Origin of the sequence: Lentzea sokolovensis, assembly GCF_033949975.1 — a bacterium.
GTDB classification, from domain to species: domain Bacteria; phylum Actinomycetota; class Actinomycetes; order Mycobacteriales; family Pseudonocardiaceae; genus Lentzea; species Lentzea sokolovensis.
In genome coordinates, this window is sequence record NZ_JAXAVU010000008.1 from 336,686 (window position 1) to 357,483 (window position 20,798).

The 20,798-nt window shown below is 68.6% G+C and carries 16 protein-coding genes and 1 tRNA gene; 11 read left to right on the forward strand and 6 right to left on the reverse strand.

Annotated features, from left to right (window positions below; translation table 11 throughout):
* The first annotated feature begins 6 nt into the window (after positions 1–6).
* The 5 genes from SK854_RS16190 to SK854_RS16210 all read left to right on the forward strand — a co-directional run bounded on the left by SK854_RS16190 (position 7) and on the right by SK854_RS16210 (position 5,619).
* Complete coding sequence (locus tag SK854_RS16190) at positions 7–981, forward strand: carbohydrate ABC transporter permease (protein WP_319975921.1); 975 nt, start codon at positions 7–9, stop codon at positions 979–981.
* Positions 978–1,871, forward strand: coding sequence for a carbohydrate ABC transporter permease (locus tag SK854_RS16195; RefSeq protein WP_319975922.1), 894 nt, complete (start codon positions 978–980; stop codon positions 1,869–1,871). The genes SK854_RS16190 and SK854_RS16195 overlap by 4 nt, the downstream gene beginning before the upstream one ends.
* Positions 1,868–3,136, forward strand: a complete 1,269-nt coding sequence (locus tag SK854_RS16200; RefSeq protein ID WP_319975923.1) for a 6-phospho-beta-glucosidase — start codon at positions 1,868–1,870, stop codon at positions 3,134–3,136. The genes SK854_RS16195 and SK854_RS16200 overlap by 4 nt, the downstream gene beginning before the upstream one ends.
* Positions 3,137–3,141: 5 nt before the next feature.
* Positions 3,142–4,155 (forward strand): N-acetylglucosamine kinase, encoded by a 1,014-nt coding sequence (locus SK854_RS16205; RefSeq protein ID WP_319975924.1) that lies wholly within the window; start codon positions 3,142–3,144, stop codon positions 4,153–4,155.
* A 675-nt stretch (positions 4,156–4,830) separates the two neighbouring features.
* A complete protein-coding gene (locus SK854_RS16210) occupies positions 4,831–5,619 on the forward strand; it encodes an SGNH/GDSL hydrolase family protein (protein ID WP_319975925.1) in 789 nt (262 codons plus the stop codon).
* Between the two features lie 143 nt (positions 5,620–5,762).
* Here the strand turns inward: SK854_RS16210 and SK854_RS16215 are convergent, their stop codons facing one another.
* Positions 5,763–8,528 carry an AfsR/SARP family transcriptional regulator gene (locus SK854_RS16215; protein ID WP_319975926.1) on the reverse strand — a complete coding sequence of 922 codons (2,766 nt, stop codon included), beginning with the start codon at positions 8,526–8,528 and terminating at the stop codon, positions 5,763–5,765.
* Between the two features lie 122 nt (positions 8,529–8,650).
* Here SK854_RS16215 and SK854_RS16220 point away from each other — a divergent pair, with 122 nt between their 5' ends.
* A complete protein-coding gene (locus tag SK854_RS16220) occupies positions 8,651–9,664 on the forward strand; it encodes an ADP-ribosylglycohydrolase family protein (protein ID WP_319975927.1) in 1,014 nt (337 codons plus the stop codon).
* A 317-nt stretch (positions 9,665–9,981) separates the two neighbouring features.
* On the opposite strand, the gene SK854_RS16225 is transcribed toward SK854_RS16220, so the two are convergent.
* From SK854_RS16225 to SK854_RS16235, 3 genes are read right to left on the reverse strand one after another with little or no spacing between them, the layout of a single operon-like run.
* Positions 9,982–10,716, reverse strand: a complete 735-nt coding sequence (locus SK854_RS16225; protein WP_319975928.1) for an FAD:protein FMN transferase — start codon at positions 10,714–10,716, stop codon at positions 9,982–9,984.
* Between the two features lie 8 nt (positions 10,717–10,724).
* Positions 10,725–11,231: an FMN-binding protein gene (locus tag SK854_RS16230; protein WP_319975929.1), complete on the reverse strand. Its 507-nt coding sequence runs from the start codon at positions 11,229–11,231 to the stop codon at positions 10,725–10,727.
* 14 nt (positions 11,232–11,245) lie between these two features.
* Entirely contained in the window at positions 11,246–12,604 is a 1,359-nt protein-coding gene (locus SK854_RS16235) for a ferredoxin reductase family protein (RefSeq protein WP_319975930.1), read from the reverse strand.
* Between the two features lie 136 nt (positions 12,605–12,740).
* On the opposite strand from SK854_RS16235, the gene SK854_RS16240 reads away from it, so the two are divergent.
* Complete coding sequence (locus SK854_RS16240) at positions 12,741–13,439, forward strand: response regulator transcription factor (RefSeq protein ID WP_211335635.1); 699 nt, start codon at positions 12,741–12,743, stop codon at positions 13,437–13,439.
* A 7-nt stretch (positions 13,440–13,446) separates the two neighbouring features.
* On the forward strand, positions 13,447–14,859 hold the full coding sequence (locus tag SK854_RS16245; protein WP_319975931.1) for a sensor histidine kinase: 1,413 nt from the start codon (positions 13,447–13,449) through the stop codon (positions 14,857–14,859).
* Position 14,860: 1 nt separating this feature from the next.
* On the opposite strand, the gene mgrA is transcribed toward SK854_RS16245, so the two are convergent.
* Positions 14,861–15,889: an L-glyceraldehyde 3-phosphate reductase gene (gene mgrA, locus SK854_RS16250; protein WP_319975932.1), complete on the reverse strand. Its 1,029-nt coding sequence runs from the start codon at positions 15,887–15,889 to the stop codon at positions 14,861–14,863.
* 10 nt (positions 15,890–15,899) lie between these two features.
* Here mgrA and SK854_RS16255 point away from each other — a divergent pair, with 10 nt between their 5' ends.
* Positions 15,900–17,552 (forward strand): hypothetical protein, encoded by a 1,653-nt coding sequence (locus SK854_RS16255; RefSeq protein WP_319975933.1) that lies wholly within the window; start codon positions 15,900–15,902, stop codon positions 17,550–17,552.
* A gap of 59 nt (positions 17,553–17,611) precedes the next feature.
* Here the strand turns inward: SK854_RS16255 and SK854_RS16260 are convergent.
* A tRNA-Thr gene (locus SK854_RS16260) sits at positions 17,612–17,687 on the reverse strand.
* Positions 17,688–17,946: 259 nt separating this feature from the next.
* On the opposite strand from SK854_RS16260, the gene SK854_RS16265 reads away from it, so the two are divergent.
* The gene (locus tag SK854_RS16265) at positions 17,947–19,290 is read left to right on the forward strand and encodes a threonine/serine exporter family protein (protein ID WP_319975934.1); all 1,344 of its coding nucleotides are present in this window, start codon (positions 17,947–17,949) and stop codon (positions 19,288–19,290) included.
* A gap of 69 nt (positions 19,291–19,359) precedes the next feature.
* Positions 19,360–20,793, forward strand: a complete 1,434-nt coding sequence (locus SK854_RS16270; RefSeq protein ID WP_319976117.1) for an alpha,alpha-trehalose-phosphate synthase (UDP-forming) — start codon at positions 19,360–19,362, stop codon at positions 20,791–20,793.
* Positions 20,794–20,798: the final 5 nt, after the last annotated feature.

Sequence of the window (20,798 nt, forward strand, 5' to 3'; positions counted from 1 at the left end):
CGCAAGATGACCGCCACGCTCGGCGCGCGGCCCGCCCCCGGCAAGGGGCGGGCACGTGCCCGCCACCGTCTAGCCGTGCTCGGGTTCATGGCCCCGGCACTCATCGGCTTCGTCCTGTTCTTCGTGTACCCGTTGGTCGCCACGGTCATCTTCAGCTTCACGAAGTACGACCTGATCAACCCGCCGGAGTTCAACGGACTCGCCAACTACGAGTTCATGTTCAAAGATCCCTTGCTCACCAAGGCGATCGCGAACACCTTGTGGTTCGTCGTCGTGCTCACGATCGCGCGGACGGTGTTCGCGCTGGGCGTGGCATCGGTCATCGCACGTCTCAAGTCGGGCGTCGGTCTGATCCGGACGCTCTGCTACCTGCCCTCACTGGCACCGCCGGTGGCCGCGACACTCGTGTTCTTCATGGTGATGCGTCCCAACGGCGGTCCGCTGGACAGCGTGCTCGGCTGGTTCGGGGTCGACGCACCGCTGTTCTTCTCGGACCCGGCGTGGGCCAAGCCCGGTATCACCGCGATCATGCTCTGGATCTCCGGCGACCTGATGATCATCATCCTCGCCGCGATCCTGGACGTGCCGCAGGAGCAGTACGAGGCAGCCGAACTCGACGGTGCCGGCCCGATCAGGCGCTGGTGGCACGTCACGCTTCCGACGATCTCACCGGTGCTGCTCTTCGGCATCGTGAACTCGGTGATCCTCGCGTTGCAGCTGTTCACACAGGCGGTCGTCGCGGGGTCGGCCGGCTCTGGAGCAGCGGACGCGACGGGATCGACCAAATATCTCGGTTTCCCGGACAACTCCACGCTGACGTTCCCGGTTTACCTGTACACGCAAGGCTTCCGCTACTTCGACATGGGCTACGCGGCCGCCATGGCCACGGTCCTGTTCGTCATCTCGTTCGCCGTGACCATCGTGCTGGTCCAGCGGATGCGCAAGAACTCCACCGCTGAGGAAGGGGGTCCGGGAGCATGACCGCCACGCTGACCAAACCACCGGTCGACGTCCCAGCGGAACCGGAGCAGCCGCGTCGCAAGCGCGACGTCGGCGGCATCCTGAACTGGGTCGCGACCCATGCGATCGGGCTCGCGCTCGGCCTGATGTTCGCCACACCGGTCGTGTTCGTCTTCCTCACCGCGGTGATGTCGGACGACCAGGCGTTCACCTCGAACCTCTGGCCGACCGAGTGGCACTGGGAGAACTTCGTCGAGGTCTTCGACAAGGCCCCGCTGTTCCAGTACCTGATCAACAGCCTCACGTACTCGCTGCTCGCGACGCTGGGCATGCTGATCTCGTCGATCCCGGCGGCCTACGCGCTCGCAAAGCTCAAGTGGCGCGGCCGGAACGTGGCGTTCATCCTCGTCATCGGCGCGATGATGCTGCCGCCGCAGGTCGTGGCCGTGCCGCTGTACGACACGTGGTCGTCGCTGGGCCTGACCGGCACGCTGGTGCCGTTGATCGCGCCGTACTTCCTGTTCGACGCGTTCAGCATCTTCCTGCTGCGCCAGTTCATGCTCACCATCCCGCAGTCCTACGTGGACGCCGCGCGGGTGGACGGGTGCTCGGAGTTCCAGGCGCTGATCCGGATCATCATTCCGATGGCGAAGCCCGGCATCGCGGCCACCGCGCTGTTCTGCTTCCTCTTCACCTGGAACGACTACTTCGGCCCGCTGCTCTACACGGGTGAGGTCAAGGACCAGTGGACGTTGTCGCTGGCACTGGCGACGTTCAAGGGCATGCACATCGTCCAGTGGAACTCGTCGATGGCGGTGACGTTCCTGACGATGATCCCCGCCGTCGTCCTCTTCGTCTTCGCCCAGAAGTCGTTCGTCAAGGGAATCACGTTCACGGGGGTCAAGGGATGAAACTCACCGTCGTCGGTGGCGGGTCCACCTACACACCGGAGCTGATCGACGGCATCGCCGGCCGTCGCACCAGCCTGGCGGTGGACGAGATCGTCCTCGTCGACCCGGACGAGCACCGCCTCTCACTGATCGGCCCGTTCAGTCAGCGGTTGCTGGAGCACGCGGGTCACTCGGCGAAGGTGCGCACCACCACGTCACTCGAAGAAGGCATCGAGGGCGCGTCGGCCGTACTGCTGCAGCTGCGGGTCGGCGGGCAGAAGGCGCGCGCCTCGGACGAGACGTTCCCGCTCAGCTGCGGGTGCGTCGGCCAGGAGACCACCGGCGCGGGAGGCCTCGCCAAGGCCCTGCGGACCGTGCCGGTGGTCCTGGACATCGCGGAGAAGGTGCGCAGGATCGCGGGCCCCGACACGTGGATCGTGAACTTCACGAACCCGGTCGGCATCGTGACGCGCGCGCTGCTGCAGGAGGGTCACAAGGCGATCGGCCTGTGCAACGTGGCGATCACGTTCCAGCGCTGGACGTCCGCACTGCTCGGGGTGGATCCGTCCACTGTGGAGCTGGAGCACGTCGGCCTGAACCACCTCACGTGGGAACGCGGCGTGTTCGTGGACGGCGTCGACCGCCTGCCGGAGCTGCTCGCGGACCACGTCGAGGGTCTCGCCGAGCACATCGGCATCGACGGCGAGCTGATGCGGCGCCTGAACATGGTGCCGTCGTACTACCTGAACTACTTCTACAACCACGACGCCGTCGTGCAGAAGCAGCTCACCTCACCGCCGCGCGCCGAGGTCGTGGCCGCGGTCGAGAAGGAACTGCTCGACATCTACGGCGACCCGTCGGTCGTGACGAAGCCGGAGCAGCTGTCGCAGCGCGGCGGCGCGTACTACTCCGAGGCGGCCGTGCAGCTCGTGCACGCGCTGACCGGTGGCGCAGGCGCTGAGAAGCACGTGGTGAACGTGCAGAACAACGGCTCGCTGCCCTTCCTGCCCGACGACGCCGTGATCGAAGTGTCCTCCACTGTGGACTCGAACGGCGGCAAGGCGCTGCCGGTCCGTCCGGTGGAACCGTCCATCTCCGGCCTGATCTCGCACGTCACCGCGTACGAGTACCTGGCACTGGAAGCGGCCAAGCACGGTGGCCGCGACCGAGTGGCGAACGCGCTGCTCGCCCACCCGCTGATCGGCCAGCACGCCATCGCGGACCAGCTGGCCGACGAGCTGATCGCGCAGAACCGCGACCTGCTGCCGTGGGTGAAGGGAAACTGACAACGATGACCGACCGTGTGCTCGCCATCGACGGCGGGAACAGCAAGACCGCGGTGCTCCTGGTCGACGCGGACGGCAAGGTGCTCGCGCAGGTGCGCGGGCCCGGTGCCCCGCCGCAGACCGTGGGCATGAAGCGCGGACTCGACGTGTTCGAGGGACTGGCACGCGAGGCCGCAGCTCAGGCGGAACTGTCCCCTGACGAGCCGATCGCCGCGCACACCTCCGCCTATCTCGCGGGAGCGGACCTGCCCCGCGAGGAGGAGGACCTGACGCGGGCGATCACCGAGCGAGGCTGGTCGAAGACGACGTTCGTCGGCAACGACACGTTCGCGTTGCTGCGGGCGGGTACTGCGGCAGCGGGCGGCATCGCGGTCGTCTGCGGCGCGGGCATCAACGCCGTGGGTGTGGCCAGGGACGGCCGGACGCACCGCTTCCCGGCCCTGGGCGCGATCTCGGGCGACTGGGGTGGCGGCGGTCAGCTCGGCAACGACGCCCTCTGGCACGCCGTGCGCGCCGAGGACGGCCGGGGCAAACCGACGTTGCTGCGCGACGCGCTGCTGGAGCACTACGGCGAGACGTCGATCTTCACCGTGGTGGAGAAGATCCACTTCGAGGAGATCGAACTGGACCCGCACGCCCTCTGCCCCCTGGTCTTCCAGGTGGCGGCGCAGGGTGACTCGGTCGCGCTGGCCCAGGTCGACCGTCTGATCGAGGAGATCGTCGTGCTCGCCACCGTCTCCATGCGCAAGCTCGACCTGATGGACGAGCCCGTGGACGTGGTGCTGGGCGGCGGAGTCCTGACCCACACCGGTGACGTGGTCGTCGGCCCGGTCCGTCAGCAGATCCTGGAAGCCGCCCCGCTCGCCCAGGTCCGCCTGGTCGACGTGCCACCCGTCGTGGGTGCGGCCCTCCTCGGCCTCGATCACATCGGGGCCTCGCCGAGCGCGGAGCTGAGGCTGCGCTCGGCCTACAGCGAGCACGTTCCGGCTGCCGCACTCGACGTGGCGGCCAGCGGCTAGGCCCACAGACCCCGTCTCAGGGGGTAGATCGGCGGCGGCGCCCCCTGAGACGGTCCCAACCCCACTGCTCGGGGCAGATCGGCGGCGGCGTCCCGAGCAGTGGCCCCAACCCTTTCCGAGGGGGCAGAACCGGCGGCGGCGCCTCCTCGGAAAGGCCCTACGGCCCCCGCAGCGACCTCACGCGCCGAGGTCGCTGCGGGGGTTTTTCGCGTTCGGGGCATCGGACGAAACATCGGTGGGCAAGACTGCGGGCGAACCCGAGGACCGGGAAGGCACGACGGTCGTCGCGGCGACGCTGTCCCGCGGAGTGACCACCGGATTGGAATGGGGAGGCGGCGTGACCATCGCGGGCCCGCCGGCTCCGGGCGAGGCAGGACCGGTCAGCGCGACACCGAGCACCACTCCTGCTGTGACAAGCGCTACACCGAACGAAAGGAACGGAAGCGGCAAACCAGAACGCATCCGGCAGAAGGTAGCGATCGAATGAGACGAATCCCCCGGAAAACCCTCAAGCATCCCTCGATCGAGTGGTAAAAGAATCGTCACCCACAGCGACAAAACCTACGATGCCGTAACCGACGGTGGCGTAACCAGCGGTTCGTTGTGCATGCTAACTAGTCGCCCGCGGACGGGAGCCCGCGGACAGGCCAGCTCGCACGAGAAAAGGGGGATGTTGTGCTGCTGCGATGGAACAGTCTCGTGTCCCTGGGGGACAGCTTCACCGAGGGCATGGACGACCCGGGCCCCGGGGACACCTACGTCGGCTGGGCAGACCGCTTGGCCGGCATGATCGCCCAGCAGGCGCCTGAGTTCAGGTACGCCAACTTCGCGATCCGCGGCAAGATGCTGCAGGAGATCATCGACGACCAGGTGCCGCTGGCGATCTCGCTCAAGCCCGACCTGGTCACGTTCTGCGGCGGCGGCAACGACATCATGCTGCCGAACAGCGATCCGGACGCACTGGCCGAGGTCTACGAGGTGGCGGTGGCCGACCTCAGGGCCGCCGGGTGCGACGTCGTGATCTTCACGGGCTTCGACACCCGATCGACACCGCTGCTCAGAAGCCTGCGCGGCAAGATCGCCATCTACAACACGCACCTGTGGTCGATCGCCGAGCGCTACCACTGCCGGATGGTCGACCTGTGGGGGATGAACGCGCTGCACGACCGTCGCGCGTGGAGCGCGGACAGGCTGCACCTCTCGCCGGAGGGGCACCAGCGGGTCGCGCTCAAGGCCGCCGAGGTGCTCGGGCTGGCCGACGACCACTCCTGGAACGAGCCGTGGCCCGCGCTGGAGCAGATCGACTGGGTCACCCAGCGGAAGGCCGACCTGAAGTGGGCGCGAGAGCACGTGGTGCCGTGGATCGGCCGCACGCTCCGGGGCGAGTCGATGGGCGACGGCATGGCGCCGAAGAGGCCGGAACTGCTGCCGCTCGCGCGCTGCACCGAGGAGAACTTCCAGTAACAGCGAAAGGCCCGACCGGCATTCTCCCCCGAGTGCCGGTCGGGCCTTCCAGAACGCAGGCGCCTTACCCCCTCGGTAATCCCCCACTCGGCGGCCTGCTAGTCCAACATCCCATGCTTTGGGACCAGACGACTAAACGTCCGCTAAACCTCGGACGACAGTGAGTCCAAAGCGGTCCGCACCTCGACCGCACGGGCCGAGTTGACCTGCGCGTACAGCCGCAGCGCCTCCGTCAATTCCGCTGCCGCAGCAACCCATTCCGCCCGCCGGAGCAACACGCCGCCGAGCACGTGCCTGCCGAAGCCCTCGAGGTACGTGACCTCGGCCACGGCGGCCTGGTCGACGACCTGGCGGGCCAGCGTCTCGGCCTGGTCCAGCGCCCCGGCCTGGAGGTGGAGTTCGGCGAGGTTGGCGAGGCCGCGGATCAACGCCACGTTGTCGCCCGACCGCCGGTACACCTCGACGGCGTGAGCCTGGTGCTGCAACGCGACTTCCACCTGGCCGCGGGCCTGTTCGACCTGGGCCACGTTGTTGAGTCCGTGCGCCTCGCCGACGATGTCGCCGGACTGCTGCGCGAGCTGCACGGACTCCCAGAAGTGCAGCAGCGCCTCGTCGTGTTGCTGCAGGCGGAACAGGACGTCGGCGAGCTGGGCGAGCGTCAGCACCAGGTACTGGCGCTCGCCCAGCTCGGTCGCGAGCCGGTGCGCGCGGCGAGCGTCCGGCAGCAGGACGGGACGTCCCAGCCGGGCGTTCGTCGTGTAGGTCGTGTCCAGCATGAGGACCTGGCCGAGGCGGCTCCCCGTCACCTCGGCCGCGGCCAGACCGAACCCGACCAACGCCACCCACTCGCCGGTGAGTGCACGCACGGTCGCATAGGGGTGCAGCAGTCTGACGAGCTGCCACACCTGGTCGTGCAGGCCCCTTTCAGCGGACGCGTGCACGACCGCGACGATGTTGGGCCATTCCTGGTCGAACCAGTCGACGGGGTCGCCGAACGCCGGCAGCGCCGTGGAACCGTTGTCCCCGAAGGCGAAGTCCAGGCCGTCGCGCGCCGGGCGGATGGCGCGGCGGACGTGGTCGCACGCGACGAGGTAGTAGTTCACCAGGCGCCGCAACGAATCCAGGTCCGGGCGGCCCGCTCCCCGCACGTACAGGCGCACCAGTTCGTGCATCGTGAAGCCGTCCGGCCACGGTTCGACCAGCAGGTTGACCCCGACGAGCTGCGCCAGCCGGGATCGGGCCGACTCGACCTGGATGCGGGTGAGCGCGGCGACGGCGTGAGGCGACATCCAACGGCCGGGCGCGAGCCCGACGGACTGGAAGACCTCGCCCAGTTCGGACGGCAGGTCACGGGTCGACAGGTCCAGCGCCCGCGACACCCCCACCCCCGCCTCCGGCAGGTCGAGGCCGCGCATCCGCTGCCCGTCGTCGGCCAGCTCCCCCACCAGCTCCTCGACCGTCCACTCCGGACTGATCACGAGCTTCGCCGCGGCCACCCGCAACGCGAGGGGCAGCCCTCCGCACAGTTCGGCGAGCTTGCGGGCGGCCACCGGGTCCTCCGACGACAACGGCCTGCCCAGCACCTCGTCGACCAGCGCACGGGCCGCCTCGTCGTCCAGCGGGCCGAGCTTGCGCACGCGGGCGCTGTTGGTGACGACGAGCCGTTCCATGTGGGACCGCGACGTCACCAGCACCACCGAGCCCGAACCGGGCGGCAGCAGCGGCTGGACCTGGTCGAACGACGTCGCGTCGTCCAGCACCACCAGCACGCGGCGGCGGTTGAGCAGCGAGCGGTACAGCCCGACGCGGTCCTCCACGCCGACCGGCACGCCGTCCGCCGGAACGCCCATCGCCACCAGGAACCGGGTCAGCACCTCGCCCGGCTCGGTGTCGCCCAGGGACGCGAACAGCACGCCGTGCGGGAACATCTCGGAGTTCTCGTGCCCCCACGTGATCGCGAGGGCGCTCTTGCCGACACCGGGCGCACCGGTCAGCACGGCGACAGAGGTGGACAGGAGGTTCCTGGTCGAGCACACGTTGTCGAGCCACGACCTGTCGTCGTCGCGGCCGAACAGCCGGGACGCGGACGCGGGCAGCAACGCGGGCGCCACGATCCCGGCGCGCGGGGCGACGGGACGCGACTCGACCGGGCCGATCACGCTCAACGACGGGTCGTCGCGCAGCACCTGTTCGTGCAGCGACCGCAGCTGCGGGCCTGGATCGATGCCCAGCTCCTCGACGGCACGGCGCTGGAACCGTTGGTAGGCCTCAAGAGCGTCGGCGCGCTGACCGGACCGGTAGAGCGCGCGCATGCTGTGGGCGACCAGGCGTTCGCGGAACGGGTACTCGGTGCACAGCCCGCGCAGCTCGCCGACCAGTTCCAGGTGGCGGCCGAGTTCGAGCTCGGCGTCGATGCGTTCCTCCAGCGCCGACAGCCGCAGTTCTTCCAGGTCAGAGGTCATCGGGTCGCCCGGCACGTCCGCGAGCACCGGCCCGCGCCACAGCCCCAGCGCCTCGCGCAACAGGCCCGCCCTGATGGCGGCGGGCTTGCCGCGCGACGACGCCACGAGCTGCCGGGCGCGGTGCAGGTCGAGACGCCACGGGTCGACGGTCAGCTGGTAGCCCGTCGGCGTGGTGCGGATCGTCGCGGAGCCCGCGGGATCGGACTCCTCCAGCACCTTGCGCAGCCGCGAGACGTAGCCGTGCACGATCGTCCGCGCGGTGGCCGGAGGCGTGTCCGTCCACAGCGCGTCGACGATCTGGTCGATCGAGACGGGTCGGTTCGCCTCGACCACCAGCATGGCCAGCAGTCCGCGCATGCCACGGCGGCCCAGCTGGACGAGACGTCCGTCCGCGAGCACCTGGAGTGGACCGAGCACGCCGAACTCGAGTCCGGTTTTGCTCCGCATGCCCCTCCTCCGGTGCGCTGACCTCGTCACTTCAGAAGGTGCGCAACGCCGAGTCTCAGATACAAGTAGGGCCCAAGTTCGCGGGACGCTACTGTTCACACGTGCCGCGAGATCGAAATACCGTGGTTGACCGCGGCGCCGGGTGTCTCCTCGGCGGCGCCCTCGGCGACGCGCTCGGAGCCCCCGTGCAGTACCTCGGCTTGGCCGACATCCAGCGCGAACATGGGCCCGAGGGCGTAATGGGTCCACCGAAGCCCGCGTTGTTCACGGACGACACCCAGCTGACCCTCTTCACCGCCGACGGCTATCTGCGCGCCTGGGTGCGCGGCAAGCGGACCGGCGACTGGGAACCGTCCCAAGAGGTCTGGCACAGCTACCGGCGGTGGCTGATCACCCAGCAGCAACCGGCCCCCGAGCGGGGCGCGGTCGGGTTGCTCGCCGACGAACGGCTGTACGAGAGCCGTTCGCCGGGCCTGACGTGTCTGCGCGCGCTCGCCGCCGAGACACCGTCCACTCCGGAGAACCCGCACAACGAGTCGTCCGGCTGCAACGGCGTCACGCGCACGGCCCCCGCGGGCTTCGCGCCGTCCGCCGCGATCGCCTACGACCTCGGCTGCCGGTTCGCCGCTCTCACGCACGGCGGCACGGGCGGCTGGGTGTCCGGCGGCGCGCTGGCGTTGCTGGTGCACCTGCTCGCCGTGAAGGCGAGGCCGTTGCGCGAGGCGATCGACCAGGTCATCGGCCGGGTGCTGCGCGACGACACGTACACGGCCACGGTCCTGACGCGCGCCGTGGTGCTGGCCGACGACCACGACGGTTCCTCACCCGTGCGCGTCGACCGGCTCGGCAGCGGCTGGACCGGCCCGGAAGCGCTGGCCATCGCGGTCTACACCGTGCTGACGCACCCGAAGCCGTCGCAGTTCGTGGACGCGATGCGCGCCGCCGCCAACCACTCCGGAGGCAGCGACGCCACGGCGGCGTTGACCGGCAACGTGCTCGGCGCGTTGCACGGCACCGACGCGCTGCCCCGCGACTGGCTGATGGGGCTGGAGATGGTGGACGTGCTGGACGCGATGGGCCGCGATCTCGGCATGTCCGCGGTGAACCTGGACTTCAACGAAGACCGATACGCGTAGACAGCCAAGCGCGCGTCGTTGCGAGTCCGCGCTGGTCGTCCGTTCGCCTCTTCGTCGTGACTCGGCGAAGCCCAGTCACGGCGAAGCGGTGGGCGGACGGCCAGCTTCCCGGCGAACGAGCCGGAGTCTGCGAAGCAGCGACCAATAAACACAGAAAGAGCCTGCCGCAGTGCGCTCCCGAATTCGCGCTGCAGCAGGCTCTTCCGCACGAGTAGTTGGTCGACAGCAGGCCGGGACTTGCCCCGAGCGCGAGCTCCGATCCAGCTCTGGATCAACGAAATCATGCCCCGGAGTCAAGGCTCCGTTGGGCGAGCATGTTAACAGATGTGTACCGGAAGTCCAGGGCTCGAGAAGACGCGACGATCTTCGTCGACGATGAAGACCTCGCAGTCCTCCTGCGCCGCCGCCCACTCGATTCCGTCTCTGCCCAGCGCAAACGCCGCTGTGGCAGTGGTATCCGCGATCGCGAGGTCGTCGGAGAAAACCGTCACCGACAGAATTCCCGAGACCGGCTGACCGGTACGACCGTCCAGGATGTGCTGGCCGCGTTCGTACAACGCTGACGTGGCAACGGCTCCGTCCCGCACACCGAGCACGACGCTGAGCTGGTCGGCGAGATCGGGATGCCGAACGCCGACGCGCCAAGGCTTTCCGGGCTCGGGCTCACCTGCCGTGACCACGTCGCCGCCCGCGTTCAGGCAGAACGTCGTCGCGCCGCCCTCGCGCAGCATGTCCGCCGCCCGTTGCACGGCCCAGCCCTTCACCACCGCGCACGGGTCGAGCCCGCGTCCCGGCACCCGTGCCGTGAACGCGCCGCCCGTCGACTCCTCGTACCAGTCGCACAGCGAGAGCACCTCGACCAGATCCGGGGTGAGCTCTTCCCTGGTGAGCTCACCCCGGTCCAGCCGGGACACCTCGCTGCCGGGCTTGAACGGCGAGAACCGGGCGTCCGCCTCGCGCAGCCAGGCGAACGCCCGCTCGGCCAGCGCGGCGTCGCCGTCACGCAGGTCCACCGAGATCGGCAGCCCCATGATCTGCTCGACGCGCCGCACGGCCACTTCTACTTCGCCCCGTCGAGCGCGGCCTGGAGCGACTTCTGGTAACCCTCGGAGGTCGCGGTCGCGCCGGAGACCGTGTCGATGTCCGCGCTCTGCGCCTTCAGCGCCGACTGCCGCAGCAGCGGCAACGCCATCCTGGTCGGGTCGCTGTTGGGCGCCCGCAACGCCTTCACGTCGATGATCTTGGTGCCCTGCAGCGTCACCTGCACCTGCACGGTGCCCTCGGACGTGTTCACCGCGGGCCCGGCGACGTTGCGGTTCTGGGCCTGCTGCTGGGTCTGCTGTTGCGGGGTCGTGGTCTTGGGAGCGGCGCCCGTCGCCTTCGGCGCGGAGCCGGTGGTCTGCGGGACCGTCTTCTGCGGCGCCTGTTGCTGGGTCTGCTGCTGTTCCTGGGCCGGCGGCGCGGCGACCTCGTTGATCTCGCCCTCGTGCGCCGCACCGGGCGAGTAGATCCAGACCGGAACGAGGCCGGCCACGCTCAGTGCCAGAACGGGAATTGCCCTCTTCACGTCGTCGGACCCTCTCAGTTGGCCAGCGCGAAGCGCTCGGCGTGGATCTGGTTGCTGGGCACTCCCAGTTCGTCGAGGCTCTGGATCACCGTGCCGGTCATGCCGCCGGGGCCGCAGATGAAGACGTCGCGGTCCTGCACGTCGGGCACGAGCGCGGCGATGTTCTCCGGGCCCAGCAACGGGCCGTTCGCGGTGATGGTCTTCGACGAACCGGTGACCAGGCGCAGCACCGCGCCCTTGGCCCTGGCGAGGCCTTCGAGTTCACGCAGCAGGACGGCCTCGCGCGGGTCGCTGACCCGGTAGAGCACCACGACGTGACCCTTGATCTCCTCCAGCAGCGCGCGGACCGGCGTGACGCCGACACCGCCCGCGACGAGGAGCGCGTTGGGCTTGGTCTGGTGCATGGTCGTGAAGGCGCCGTACGGGCCTTCGGCGAACACTCGGGTGCCGACCTTGATGTTGCGGATGTCCGCGCTGCCGGTGCCCAGTGCCTTCGCGGTGAGCCGCAGGTACTTGCCGTTCGGCGCCGCGGACAGCGAGAACGGGTTGGCCTGCCACCAGCGGTCCTTGGTCAGGAAGCGCCACAGGAAGAACTGGCCGGCCTTCGCGCCGAGCTGGTCGAGGTCCTTGCCCTCGATGTAGACCGAGACGACGTTGTGCGCCTCGGGCACCACGGCGGCGACGTGGAACTGGTGCTTCCAGTTCCGGTAGAACGGGAGCACCACGCGTCCGATCAGGACGGACCCGAGCGCGAACGCCCACAGGCCCCACCAGTAGCCGGTCGCGAGCGCGGACTTGCGGAACGTGCTGCCGACCGCGACCTGGTGCGAGAACGCGAGGAAGATCGCGACGTAGGTGTACAGGTGGATGAAGTGCCAGGTCTCGTAGGCCATCCGGCGCCGCGCGAAGCGGGCGGAGACGATGCCGACGACCATGATGATCGCCCACGCCACCAGCGCGCGGAGGATGCCCTCCAGCTCGGTCGCCTGCCTGATGACCTCGGCGATCGGGCCTTCGTCACCGGCGTTGCCGAACGCGATGAAGACCAGGTGGCCCATCAGCGTGAAGAAGATCGTGAAGCCGACCCAGCGGTGCCACGAGGTGAGCTTGTCCATGCCCAGGCGCCGGTCGAGCCACGGCAGCCGCGCCACCAGGAGCAGCTGGAACGCCATCGCGAGCGCGCCGTACAGGCCCGCCAGCCGGCCGAAGTTGACCAGCTTGTTCGAGCCGACACCCGCCGCGTTGAACAGGTAGGTCACGAACGCCGCGTTGGCCAGGAGGAACACGTACAGGCCGGCTTTGGCCAGCACCTTGTGCGGCGTCGCCCGGCCGGCCGGAGCCGGTCGCACGGGGTGCTGCAGGGTGGTCGTCACGGCGGGCTCCTCGGTCAGGGCGGTCTCTGGCGGTCGGTCTCGATCCTTGGCGTTCGAGCTGTGGCTCCGCTTTGCACCCGCTGTCGACTTCCTGTCGATCGAGCGCCGGAGCCACCAGGTGACGCACCATGAGCACGTGGACAAGGGGAACTCGGTTCGATTGCTCGTCGTAGATGACGAGCCGCACATCGCTGACCTGGTCGCGACGGTCGCCCGGTACGAGGGCTGGCAGGCCGCGACAGCGCTCAACGGTGAGGAGGCTTTGAGAGAGGCCGCCGAGTTCCAGCCGGACATCGTCGTGCTCGACCTCATGCTGCCTGACCTGGACGGATTCACCGTTCTTGATCGGATGCGGGCGGCAGGGGCGATGGTGCCGGTGGTCTTTCTGACGGCCCGTGACGGCACCGCGGACCGGGTGGCGGGGCTCACCCGAGGTGGCGACGACTACCTCGTAAAACCTTTCTCGGTCGAGGAGCTGATGGCACGTCTTCGGGCCGTGCTGCGCCGCTCGACAGGTCCGTCGTGGAAACGTTCGGTCCTGAAAGTCTCCGATCTGGTGATGGACGAGGACACCCGCGAGGTCCGTCGCGGCGGCAAGCTGGTGACTCTGACGCCGACCGAGTACGAGCTGCTGAGGTACCTGATGCGGCGCTCGCCGGCCGTGCTGACGAAGGCGCAGATCCTCGACCACGTGTGGGAGTACGACTTCGGCGGCCGCTCGAACGTGGTCGAGCTGGTCATCTCCCACCTGCGCCGCAAGCTCGACGACGGCCGCGAGCCGTTGATCCACACCGTGCGCGGTGTGGGGTACGTGCTCCGCCGAGCAGCCGAGTGAGCCGGCGATGAAGTTCGGACTCAAGCCCGTTCGCGACTGGCGGCTAGGCACCCGCCTCGCGCTCGGCCTCGGCGCGCTCGCGCTGACGGTGTTCGTGATCGTCGGCTGGGTCATGGTCACGTCGATGAAGGACTTCCTCGACCGCCGGCTCGACGACCAGATGGTGATCAGCCAGCAGGGCGCGGCCAAGGAGGTCGAGTACTACGGCAAGGTCAGCAAGATCCCGCCGGACTGGTTCGCCGTCGTCTACAAGATCGAGAACGGCGGCGTCACACCCCTGCCCGGCGACCAGCAGCCGCAGGACCGCGAGGAGTTCGACGCCCTCGCGAGGCAGGCGCTGACCGCCGACAAGTTCGAGACCGAGTACCTGCGCGACGAGGGCAAGTTCCGGCTGCGCGCCTGCCAGGTCGTCAAGGACGAGTACATCGTGGTCAGCGCGGCCCCGATGCAGGACAGGGACGGCACGATCTCCCAGCTCGTCACGGTCGGCGTGATCGCGTTCCTGGCCGCGCTGGTCGCGTTGGTGGTGGGCGGTCAGGCGTTGATCCGCAAGGGCATGCAGCCGCTGTCGGACATGGCCGACACCGCGCACGACATCTCGTCGCACGACCTGACCGACTCGGGTGATCTCGCCGTGCGCGTGGACAGCCGAGGCGGCGGCGTGGAGGTCGAGGAGCTGCGTGAGGCGTTCAACAAGATGCTCGCGCACATCGACACGTCGCTGGTCGCGCGCACGGCCGCCGAGCAACGCCTCCGCCGGTTCATCGCCGACGCCTCGCACGAACTACGCACGCCTCTCACGTCGTTGCGCGGCTACGCGGACCTGTTCAAGTACGCGGCGGCCAACGAACCGGGCGAGCGCGAGAAGCACCTGGAGAAGCTGCGGTCGGAGGCGTCACGCATGAGCGTGCTGCTCGACGACCTGTTGTTGCTGGCACGCCTGGACTCCGCGGCGACCGAACCGCCGTTGCGGCCAGAGGAGCTGGACCTGTCGGTGATCGCGGAGGCGGCGGCGGACGCGTTCCGCGCGGGCAGGCCGTCGCACGCGCTGGACGTGGACGCCGACACGGTGACCATGACCGCCGACCCGACCCGGTTGCGGCAGGTGCTCGACAACCTGCTGACCAACGCGGCCGTGCACACGCCCGCGGGCACCACGGTGTCGCTGAAGGTGACGGCCGAGAACGGCTGGGCGGTGATCCGGGTGAGCGACACCGGCCCCGGAATTCCGGAGGCGGACCAGGCGCGGATCTTCGACAGGTTCTACCGCGTGGACGACTCGCGGACCCGTCAGCGCGGCGGCAGCGGCCTGGGCCTCGCCGTGGTGCAGTCGCTGGTGCAGGCGCACGGCGGCAGGATCGAGCTGGCCAGCCGGCCGGGGTCGACGGTCTTCACGATCCGTCTTCCCCGGCGGCCGTGAGCTAGTCGGCCTGCGAGCTCGTCGCCCACAGGTCGATGCCCGACTCGACGGCGTACTTGTCGATCTCGGCGAGTTCGTCGTCGGTCAGCGGCGGCGCCTGCAGGGCCGCGAGGTTCTGCTCCAGCTGCCCCACCGAGGACGCGCCGATCAGCGCCGACGTGACGCGGGGGTCGCGGATCGTCCAGGTCAGCGCGAGCTGGGCCAGCGACTGGCCGCGCGACTTGGCGATCTCGTTGAGCGACCGGATGCGGCCGAGGTTCTGCTCGGTCAGCAGGTCCGTCGACAGCGACTTGCCCTGCGAGGCGCGCGAGCCCTCGGGAACGCCGTTGAGGTAGCGGTCGGTCAGCATGCCCTGCGCGAGCGGCGAGAACGCGATGCAGCCCGCGCCGACCTCCTCGAGCGTGTCCAGCAGCTCCGGCTCGATCCAGCGGTTGAGCATCGAGTACGACGGCTGGTGGATCAGCAACGGCACGCCAGCGCTCTTGAGCAGCTGGGCGGCCTCGCGGGTCTTGGCGGGCGAGTACGACGAGATGCCGACGTAGAGCGCCTTGCCCTGCTGGACCGCGGACACGAGCGCGCCCATCGTCTCTTCCAGCGGCGTCTCCGGGTCGAACCGGTGCGAGTAGAAGATGTCGACGTAGTCGAGGCCCATCCGCGTCAGCGACTGGTCGAGCGAGCTGAGCAGGTACTTGCGGCTGCCCCACTCCCCGTACGGCCCGGCCCACATGTCGTAGCCCGCCTTCGTGGAAATGACGAGCTCGTCGCGGTACGGCCTGAGATCATCCTTCAGGATCTGCCCGAACGTGATCTCCGCCGAGCCGTAGGGCGGACCGTAGTTGTTGGCGAGGTCGAAGTGCGTGACACCGAGGTCGAACGCCCTCCGCGCGATTCCGCGGCCCGACTCGTAGGGCCGGTCGCCGCCGAAGTTGTGCCAAAGGCCGAGCGAGATGGCGGGCAGCTTGAGGCCGCTGCGTCCCGTCCGCCGGTACGTCATCTGGTCGTAGCGCGCGCTATCCGCGAGGTAGGACATGGTGCCCAGAATGTCACGTCCTGATGAGACGGAGCAGGACGAGAAACACATCTTTATGCGGGCAGAGGACGTGCGCGCGAAGGTGCTCGAAACGCAGGACTCGCCCGCAGGCGTGACGATCTACCGGACGTGGATCGACGGCCACCTCGACCTCGACTTCCTGACGATGGTGGGACCGCTGACCCTGGTCGGCTGCCACCTCCCGGAAGAGATGACCCTGCGGCACGCGCAGATCGGCACGATCGACCTCAGCAGCACGAACGTGTGGGGTTTGCGGGCGGAAGGCCTGCGCACCAGGAACTTCGAGATGACCCACGCGCGGTGCGGCGACAAGTTCGACCTCGACCACGCCCAGATCGACGGCACCCTTCAACTGGCCGGCACCAGCGTCGGTTCGTTCTCCGCGTACGGCCTGAAGGTCACCGGCTCCTTCATGGCGACGGAGTTGTACGCGTGGCCGGGGTGGCGCGGTGGATGCGCGCTGTTTTTGGACAACGTCGACATCAACGGCGACCTGGTCCTCGACGACGGCATGATCACCGGGCTCGCCGGTCCCGCGATCACCGCGATCAGCGCGAAGGTCGGCGGCGTGTTCTCCGCCGAGAACGCGATCATCCGCGGTGACTCCGACGCGCTCTTCCTCCTCGAAGCCGACGTCGGCGCGCTGGATCTGCGCAACACCGTGCTGCGCGGGGCGTTGTGCACGGACGGCGCGCGGATCCGTTCCGAGGTGAAGCTCGGCGGGATCGACGCCGTCTCGTCGGAGGCCGACGCCACCATCCGCATGGTGGACACGACGATCGGCGCGGGGCTTCTGCTGACCGGCCTCGTGCGCAGCCGCACGGGCCAGGCCGTGACGCTGCACAGAACGACGGTCGGGGCGAGCCTGACCATCCGCGAGGCGGAGATCGACGCGGACAGCGGCAAAGCCGCGTTGGAGATCAGCAACTGCGACGTCGGCAGCGAGCTCACGATCCGCCCTGACGTTCTCCGCAACCGCGGTGACGGTCTCGAACTCGATCTCTTCACCACGAAGGCAGGCCGGGCACTCGGGCTCGAAGCCGAGGACCTCATCGCGGCCGACGTCTTCACCGTGACACTGAAGGGACTGTCCTATCCGGACGCACCGGAGGACACCGACGCGTGGCTCACGATGCTGCGCGATCACACCTTCGAGTACGAAGCTCAGCCGTACCAGCAACTCGCGGCCGTGCACCGCGCTGCCGGCCACGAGCACACCGCACGGCGCGTGCTGATCGCGCAACAAGAGGACCTGCGCCGTCGCGGCGACCCCGGGAACAAGCTGTGGCACCGGTTCCTCGGCGTCACTCTGGGCTACGGCTACCGCCCCTCCAGGGCGGTGATTGGCCTACTCGTCACGTTCCTGCTCGCGCTTTGTCTCGTGTGGACAACCAACGCCTATAACGGCCTGACACCGGCCAAGGACCGCCCCGCCGACTCGTGTTCACCTGTGAACAGAATCAGTCTTGCGGCGGATCTCGCGATCCCGCTGGTGAAGCTCGGTGGCACACCGAGATGCGAACTGGCGAACGGACCAGCCGGGCAGTGGGCGACAGGGGCGGGCTGGGTCGTGCAGATCCTGGGCTGGTCGTTCGCCACGCTCAGTGTCGCGGGCTTTACCGGACTCGTCCGCAAAAGCTGACCGTCGTACCGCCGGAATGAGACGAGGGCCCGCCCACCTGGGCGAACCCTCTTCTCCAATGGAGCCGGCGAGGGGAATCGAACCCCTAACCTTTCGCTTACAAGGCGAGTGCTCTGCCAATTGAGCTACGCCGGCCGGCTCGTGTTCGCGAACATCGTAAGCGCCCGTTGCGGGTGCTACCTGCGGCGAACGGTCTGCTCTCAGTGTGATCGGATTGCTCCGACCGGAGTCGGACCAACCAACTGAGTGGGTCAATGCGTCGGAGTGAGCGCCTTGACCAGGTCAGGAGGGTAACCAACGGACAGTGATCATGTCCTCCTTTTCGGGTCGCCCGATCGGAGGTGGCCGACGACACAGCAACAGTCGAAGTCCCCGTCACGATCACACGACGGAGGTGCTCAAGATTTCCACGAACAGCCTGCACGGCCCCGCTCTGCCCGATGACACCACGGTTCACCTGGTACTCGATCTCGCCCTGAAGATCGGTGAGGTCCAAATGTCCAGTGGGGCCGGCGCGGCCGATGTGACAGCGACGATTCTCTCGGTCACCGAGAGCTATGGACTGCCGCACACCGAAGTCGACGTGATCTACACCTCTATCAGCGTGTCGTGTCATCGCGGCACAGAGGCGTTGCCGATCACGTCGATACGCGTCGTCCGACAGCGCAGTCTCGACTACACGCGGCTTGCGGACGTTGAGCATCTCGTGCGCAATCTGGGGCCGATCGAAGAAGCGCACGCACGGCTTGAAGACATCACGAACGCCAAGCACCCGTATCCGCGTTGGGTCGCCACCGCCGCATGGGGCGGAATGGCCGCCGCCGTGGCGTTCCTCGTGGGCGGCGGGCTGGTGCTCGCGCTCACCGCCGCGGCCATCACCGCCGTCGTCGACCGGGTCGGGCGAATCCTCAACCGCCGCAACCTGCCGTTCTTCTTCCAGCAGCTCGTCGGCGGTGCGCTCGGCACGGGTGCGGCGCTGGCCATCTTCTCTACCGGGTTGCTGCCGGTGCGGCCGAGTCTGCTCGTCGCCGTCGGGATCGTCGTGCTGCTGTCCGGGCTCGCGCTCGTCAGCACCGTGCAGGACGCGATCTCCGGCTACAACGTCACCGCCGCGGGCCGCACGGTCGAAACCGTGCTGCTCAGCGCGGGGTTGATCGCGGGTGTCGCGCTGGCGATCCGCGCGGCCGTCCACTTCGGACTGGACATCAGGCTCAGCGACCCGTTGCCCGCGCTGATCTCCGCGGTGCCGATGCAGTTCGCGGCCGGCGCGGCGACGAGTGCGTTCTTCGCGCTCGCCTGTTACGCCCGGCCTCGCGCGCTCGTCGCCGCCGCCATCTCCGGCGCGATCGGCACGGCCGCCTACGGACTCATGACCAGCTTCGGCCTGGACGCGCTGCTCGGTTCTGCCGTGGCCGCCGCGATCACCGGGTTCGGCGGCGCGACGATGACCCGCCGGCTGCGCATCCCGACGCTCGTCGTGGTCCAGGCGGGCGTCGTCCCGCTGCTGCCCGGCTGGACCACCTACCGGGGCCTGTTCCAGCTCACCGCGGAGGGCGATCCGGCCGGTCTGAGCACGCTCGTGTTCGCGAGTGGCATTGCTCTCGCTCTGGCCGGAGGGGTCGTGTTCGGCGAGTACCTGGCACAGCCGGTGCGCACCGGACTGGGCCGTCTGGAACGCAAGTTCGCTGGTCCGCGCATGTCCGGGCCGCTCAAACCCTCCAAGCGTCGTTTGGAGTGAAACTCGCTGTGACGGGGGTTACACGGCACGCCGACAGCACGCGTCCGCACTAGCCTCAGATCCGTGAGCATGGACATTGGCGAGAACGGGGCGGAATTCGTAGTCGTGGCCAACCGGTTGCCGGTTGACCTGGAGCGCTTGCCTGACGGAACCGAGCGGTGGAAACACAGCCCTGGCGGTCTCGTCAGCGCTCTCGAACCGTTCCTCCGCTCACACAGCGGCGCCTGGGTCGGCTGGCCCGGCGTCGCGGACACCGAGGTGCCGCCGTTCGAGGACGACGGCCTCCTGCTGCACCCGGTGGAGCTGTCCGCGAAAGAGGTCGAGGACTACTACGAGGGCTTCTCCAACGGCACCCTCTGGCCGCTCTACCACGACGTCGTGGCGCAGCCCGCGTTCCACCGGCACTGGTGGAACGCCTACGTGAAGGTCAACCAGCGCTTCGCCGACGCGACGGCGAAGGTCGCCGCGCAGGGCGCGACGGTGTGGGTGCAGGACTACCAGCTGCAGCTCGTCCCGGCGATGCTGCGCGAGCAGCGACCCGACCTCAAGATCGGCTTCTTCCTGCACATCCCGTTCCCGCCGGTCGAGCTGTTCATGCAGCTCCCGTGGCGCACGGAGATCATCCGAGGCCTTCTCGGCGCCGACCTGGTGGGCTTCCACCGGCCCGGCGGCGCGCAGAACTTCCTCTGGCTGGCCCGCCGGCTCGTGGGCCTGGAGCCGAGCCGCGGCACCGTGGGTGTCAGGACCCGGCCAGGTGTCGTGCAGGTCGGCGACCGCACCGTGCGCGTCGGCGCGTTCCCCATCTCGATCGACAGCGCGGGGCTCGACGCGGTCGCCCGGCGCAAGGAGACGCAGGCCCGCGCGAAGCAGATTCGAGCGGACCTGGGCAACCCCAAGCGCATCCTTCTGGGCGTGGACCGTCTCGACTACACGAAGGGCATCGACGTCAGGATCCGCGCTCTGTACGAGCTGATCGCGGACGGACGCGTGGACCCCGAGGACGTCGCGATGGTGCAGCTCGCAACGCCCAGCCGGGAGCGGGTCGACCACTACGTGACGATGCGCAAGGACATCGAGCAGTCGGTCGGCCGGATCAACGGCGAGTTCGGACGGGTCGGCAAACCCGTCGTGCACTACCTGCACCAGTCGGTGAACCGCGAGGAGCTCGTCGCGTTCATGAGCGCGGCCGACGTCATGGTCGTCACGCCCGTTCGGGACGGAATGAACCTCGTGTGCAAGGAGTACGTGGCCTGCCGATATGATCTTGGTGGAGCTCTGGTGCTCAGCGAGTTCGCCGGCGCTGCCGCAGAACTGACCAGTGCGTTCCTGGTGAACCCCCATGATCTGGACGGTGTCAAGAACGCTCTGCAGGCCGCCCTCGACATCGATCCTGCTGAAGGCCGCCGTAGGATGCGCGCGCTGCGCCGCCAAGTCCTCACCCACGACGTTGATCGCTGGGCAAGGTCGTTCCTGGAGGCGTTGGGCACGCAGACCTCGGTCTGAATCCT

Bases quoted from the DNA above. Each gene is read 5' to 3' on its own strand.
- SK854_RS16190 (WP_319975921.1), top strand. From the start codon at position 7: ATGACCGCCACGCTCGGCGCGCGGCCCGCCCCCGGCAAGGGGCGGGCA.
- SK854_RS16195 (WP_319975922.1), top strand. From the start codon at position 978: ATGACCGCCACGCTGACCAAACCACCGGTCGACGTCCCAGCGGAACCG.
- SK854_RS16200 (WP_319975923.1), top strand. From the start codon at position 1,868: ATGAAACTCACCGTCGTCGGTGGCGGGTCCACCTACACACCGGAGCTG.
- SK854_RS16205 (WP_319975924.1), top strand. From the start codon at position 3,142: ATGACCGACCGTGTGCTCGCCATCGACGGCGGGAACAGCAAGACCGCG.
- SK854_RS16215 (WP_319975926.1), bottom strand. From the start codon at position 8,528: ATGCGGAGCAAAACCGGACTCGAGTTCGGCGTGCTCGGTCCACTCCAG.
- SK854_RS16245 (WP_319975931.1), top strand. From the start codon at position 13,447: ATGAAGTTCGGACTCAAGCCCGTTCGCGACTGGCGGCTAGGCACCCGC.
- mgrA (WP_319975932.1), bottom strand. From the start codon at position 15,889: ATGTCCTACCTCGCGGATAGCGCGCGCTACGACCAGATGACGTACCGG.
- SK854_RS16255 (WP_319975933.1), top strand. From the start codon at position 15,900: ATGTCACGTCCTGATGAGACGGAGCAGGACGAGAAACACATCTTTATG.
- SK854_RS16270 (WP_319976117.1), top strand. From the start codon at position 19,360: ATGGACATTGGCGAGAACGGGGCGGAATTCGTAGTCGTGGCCAACCGG.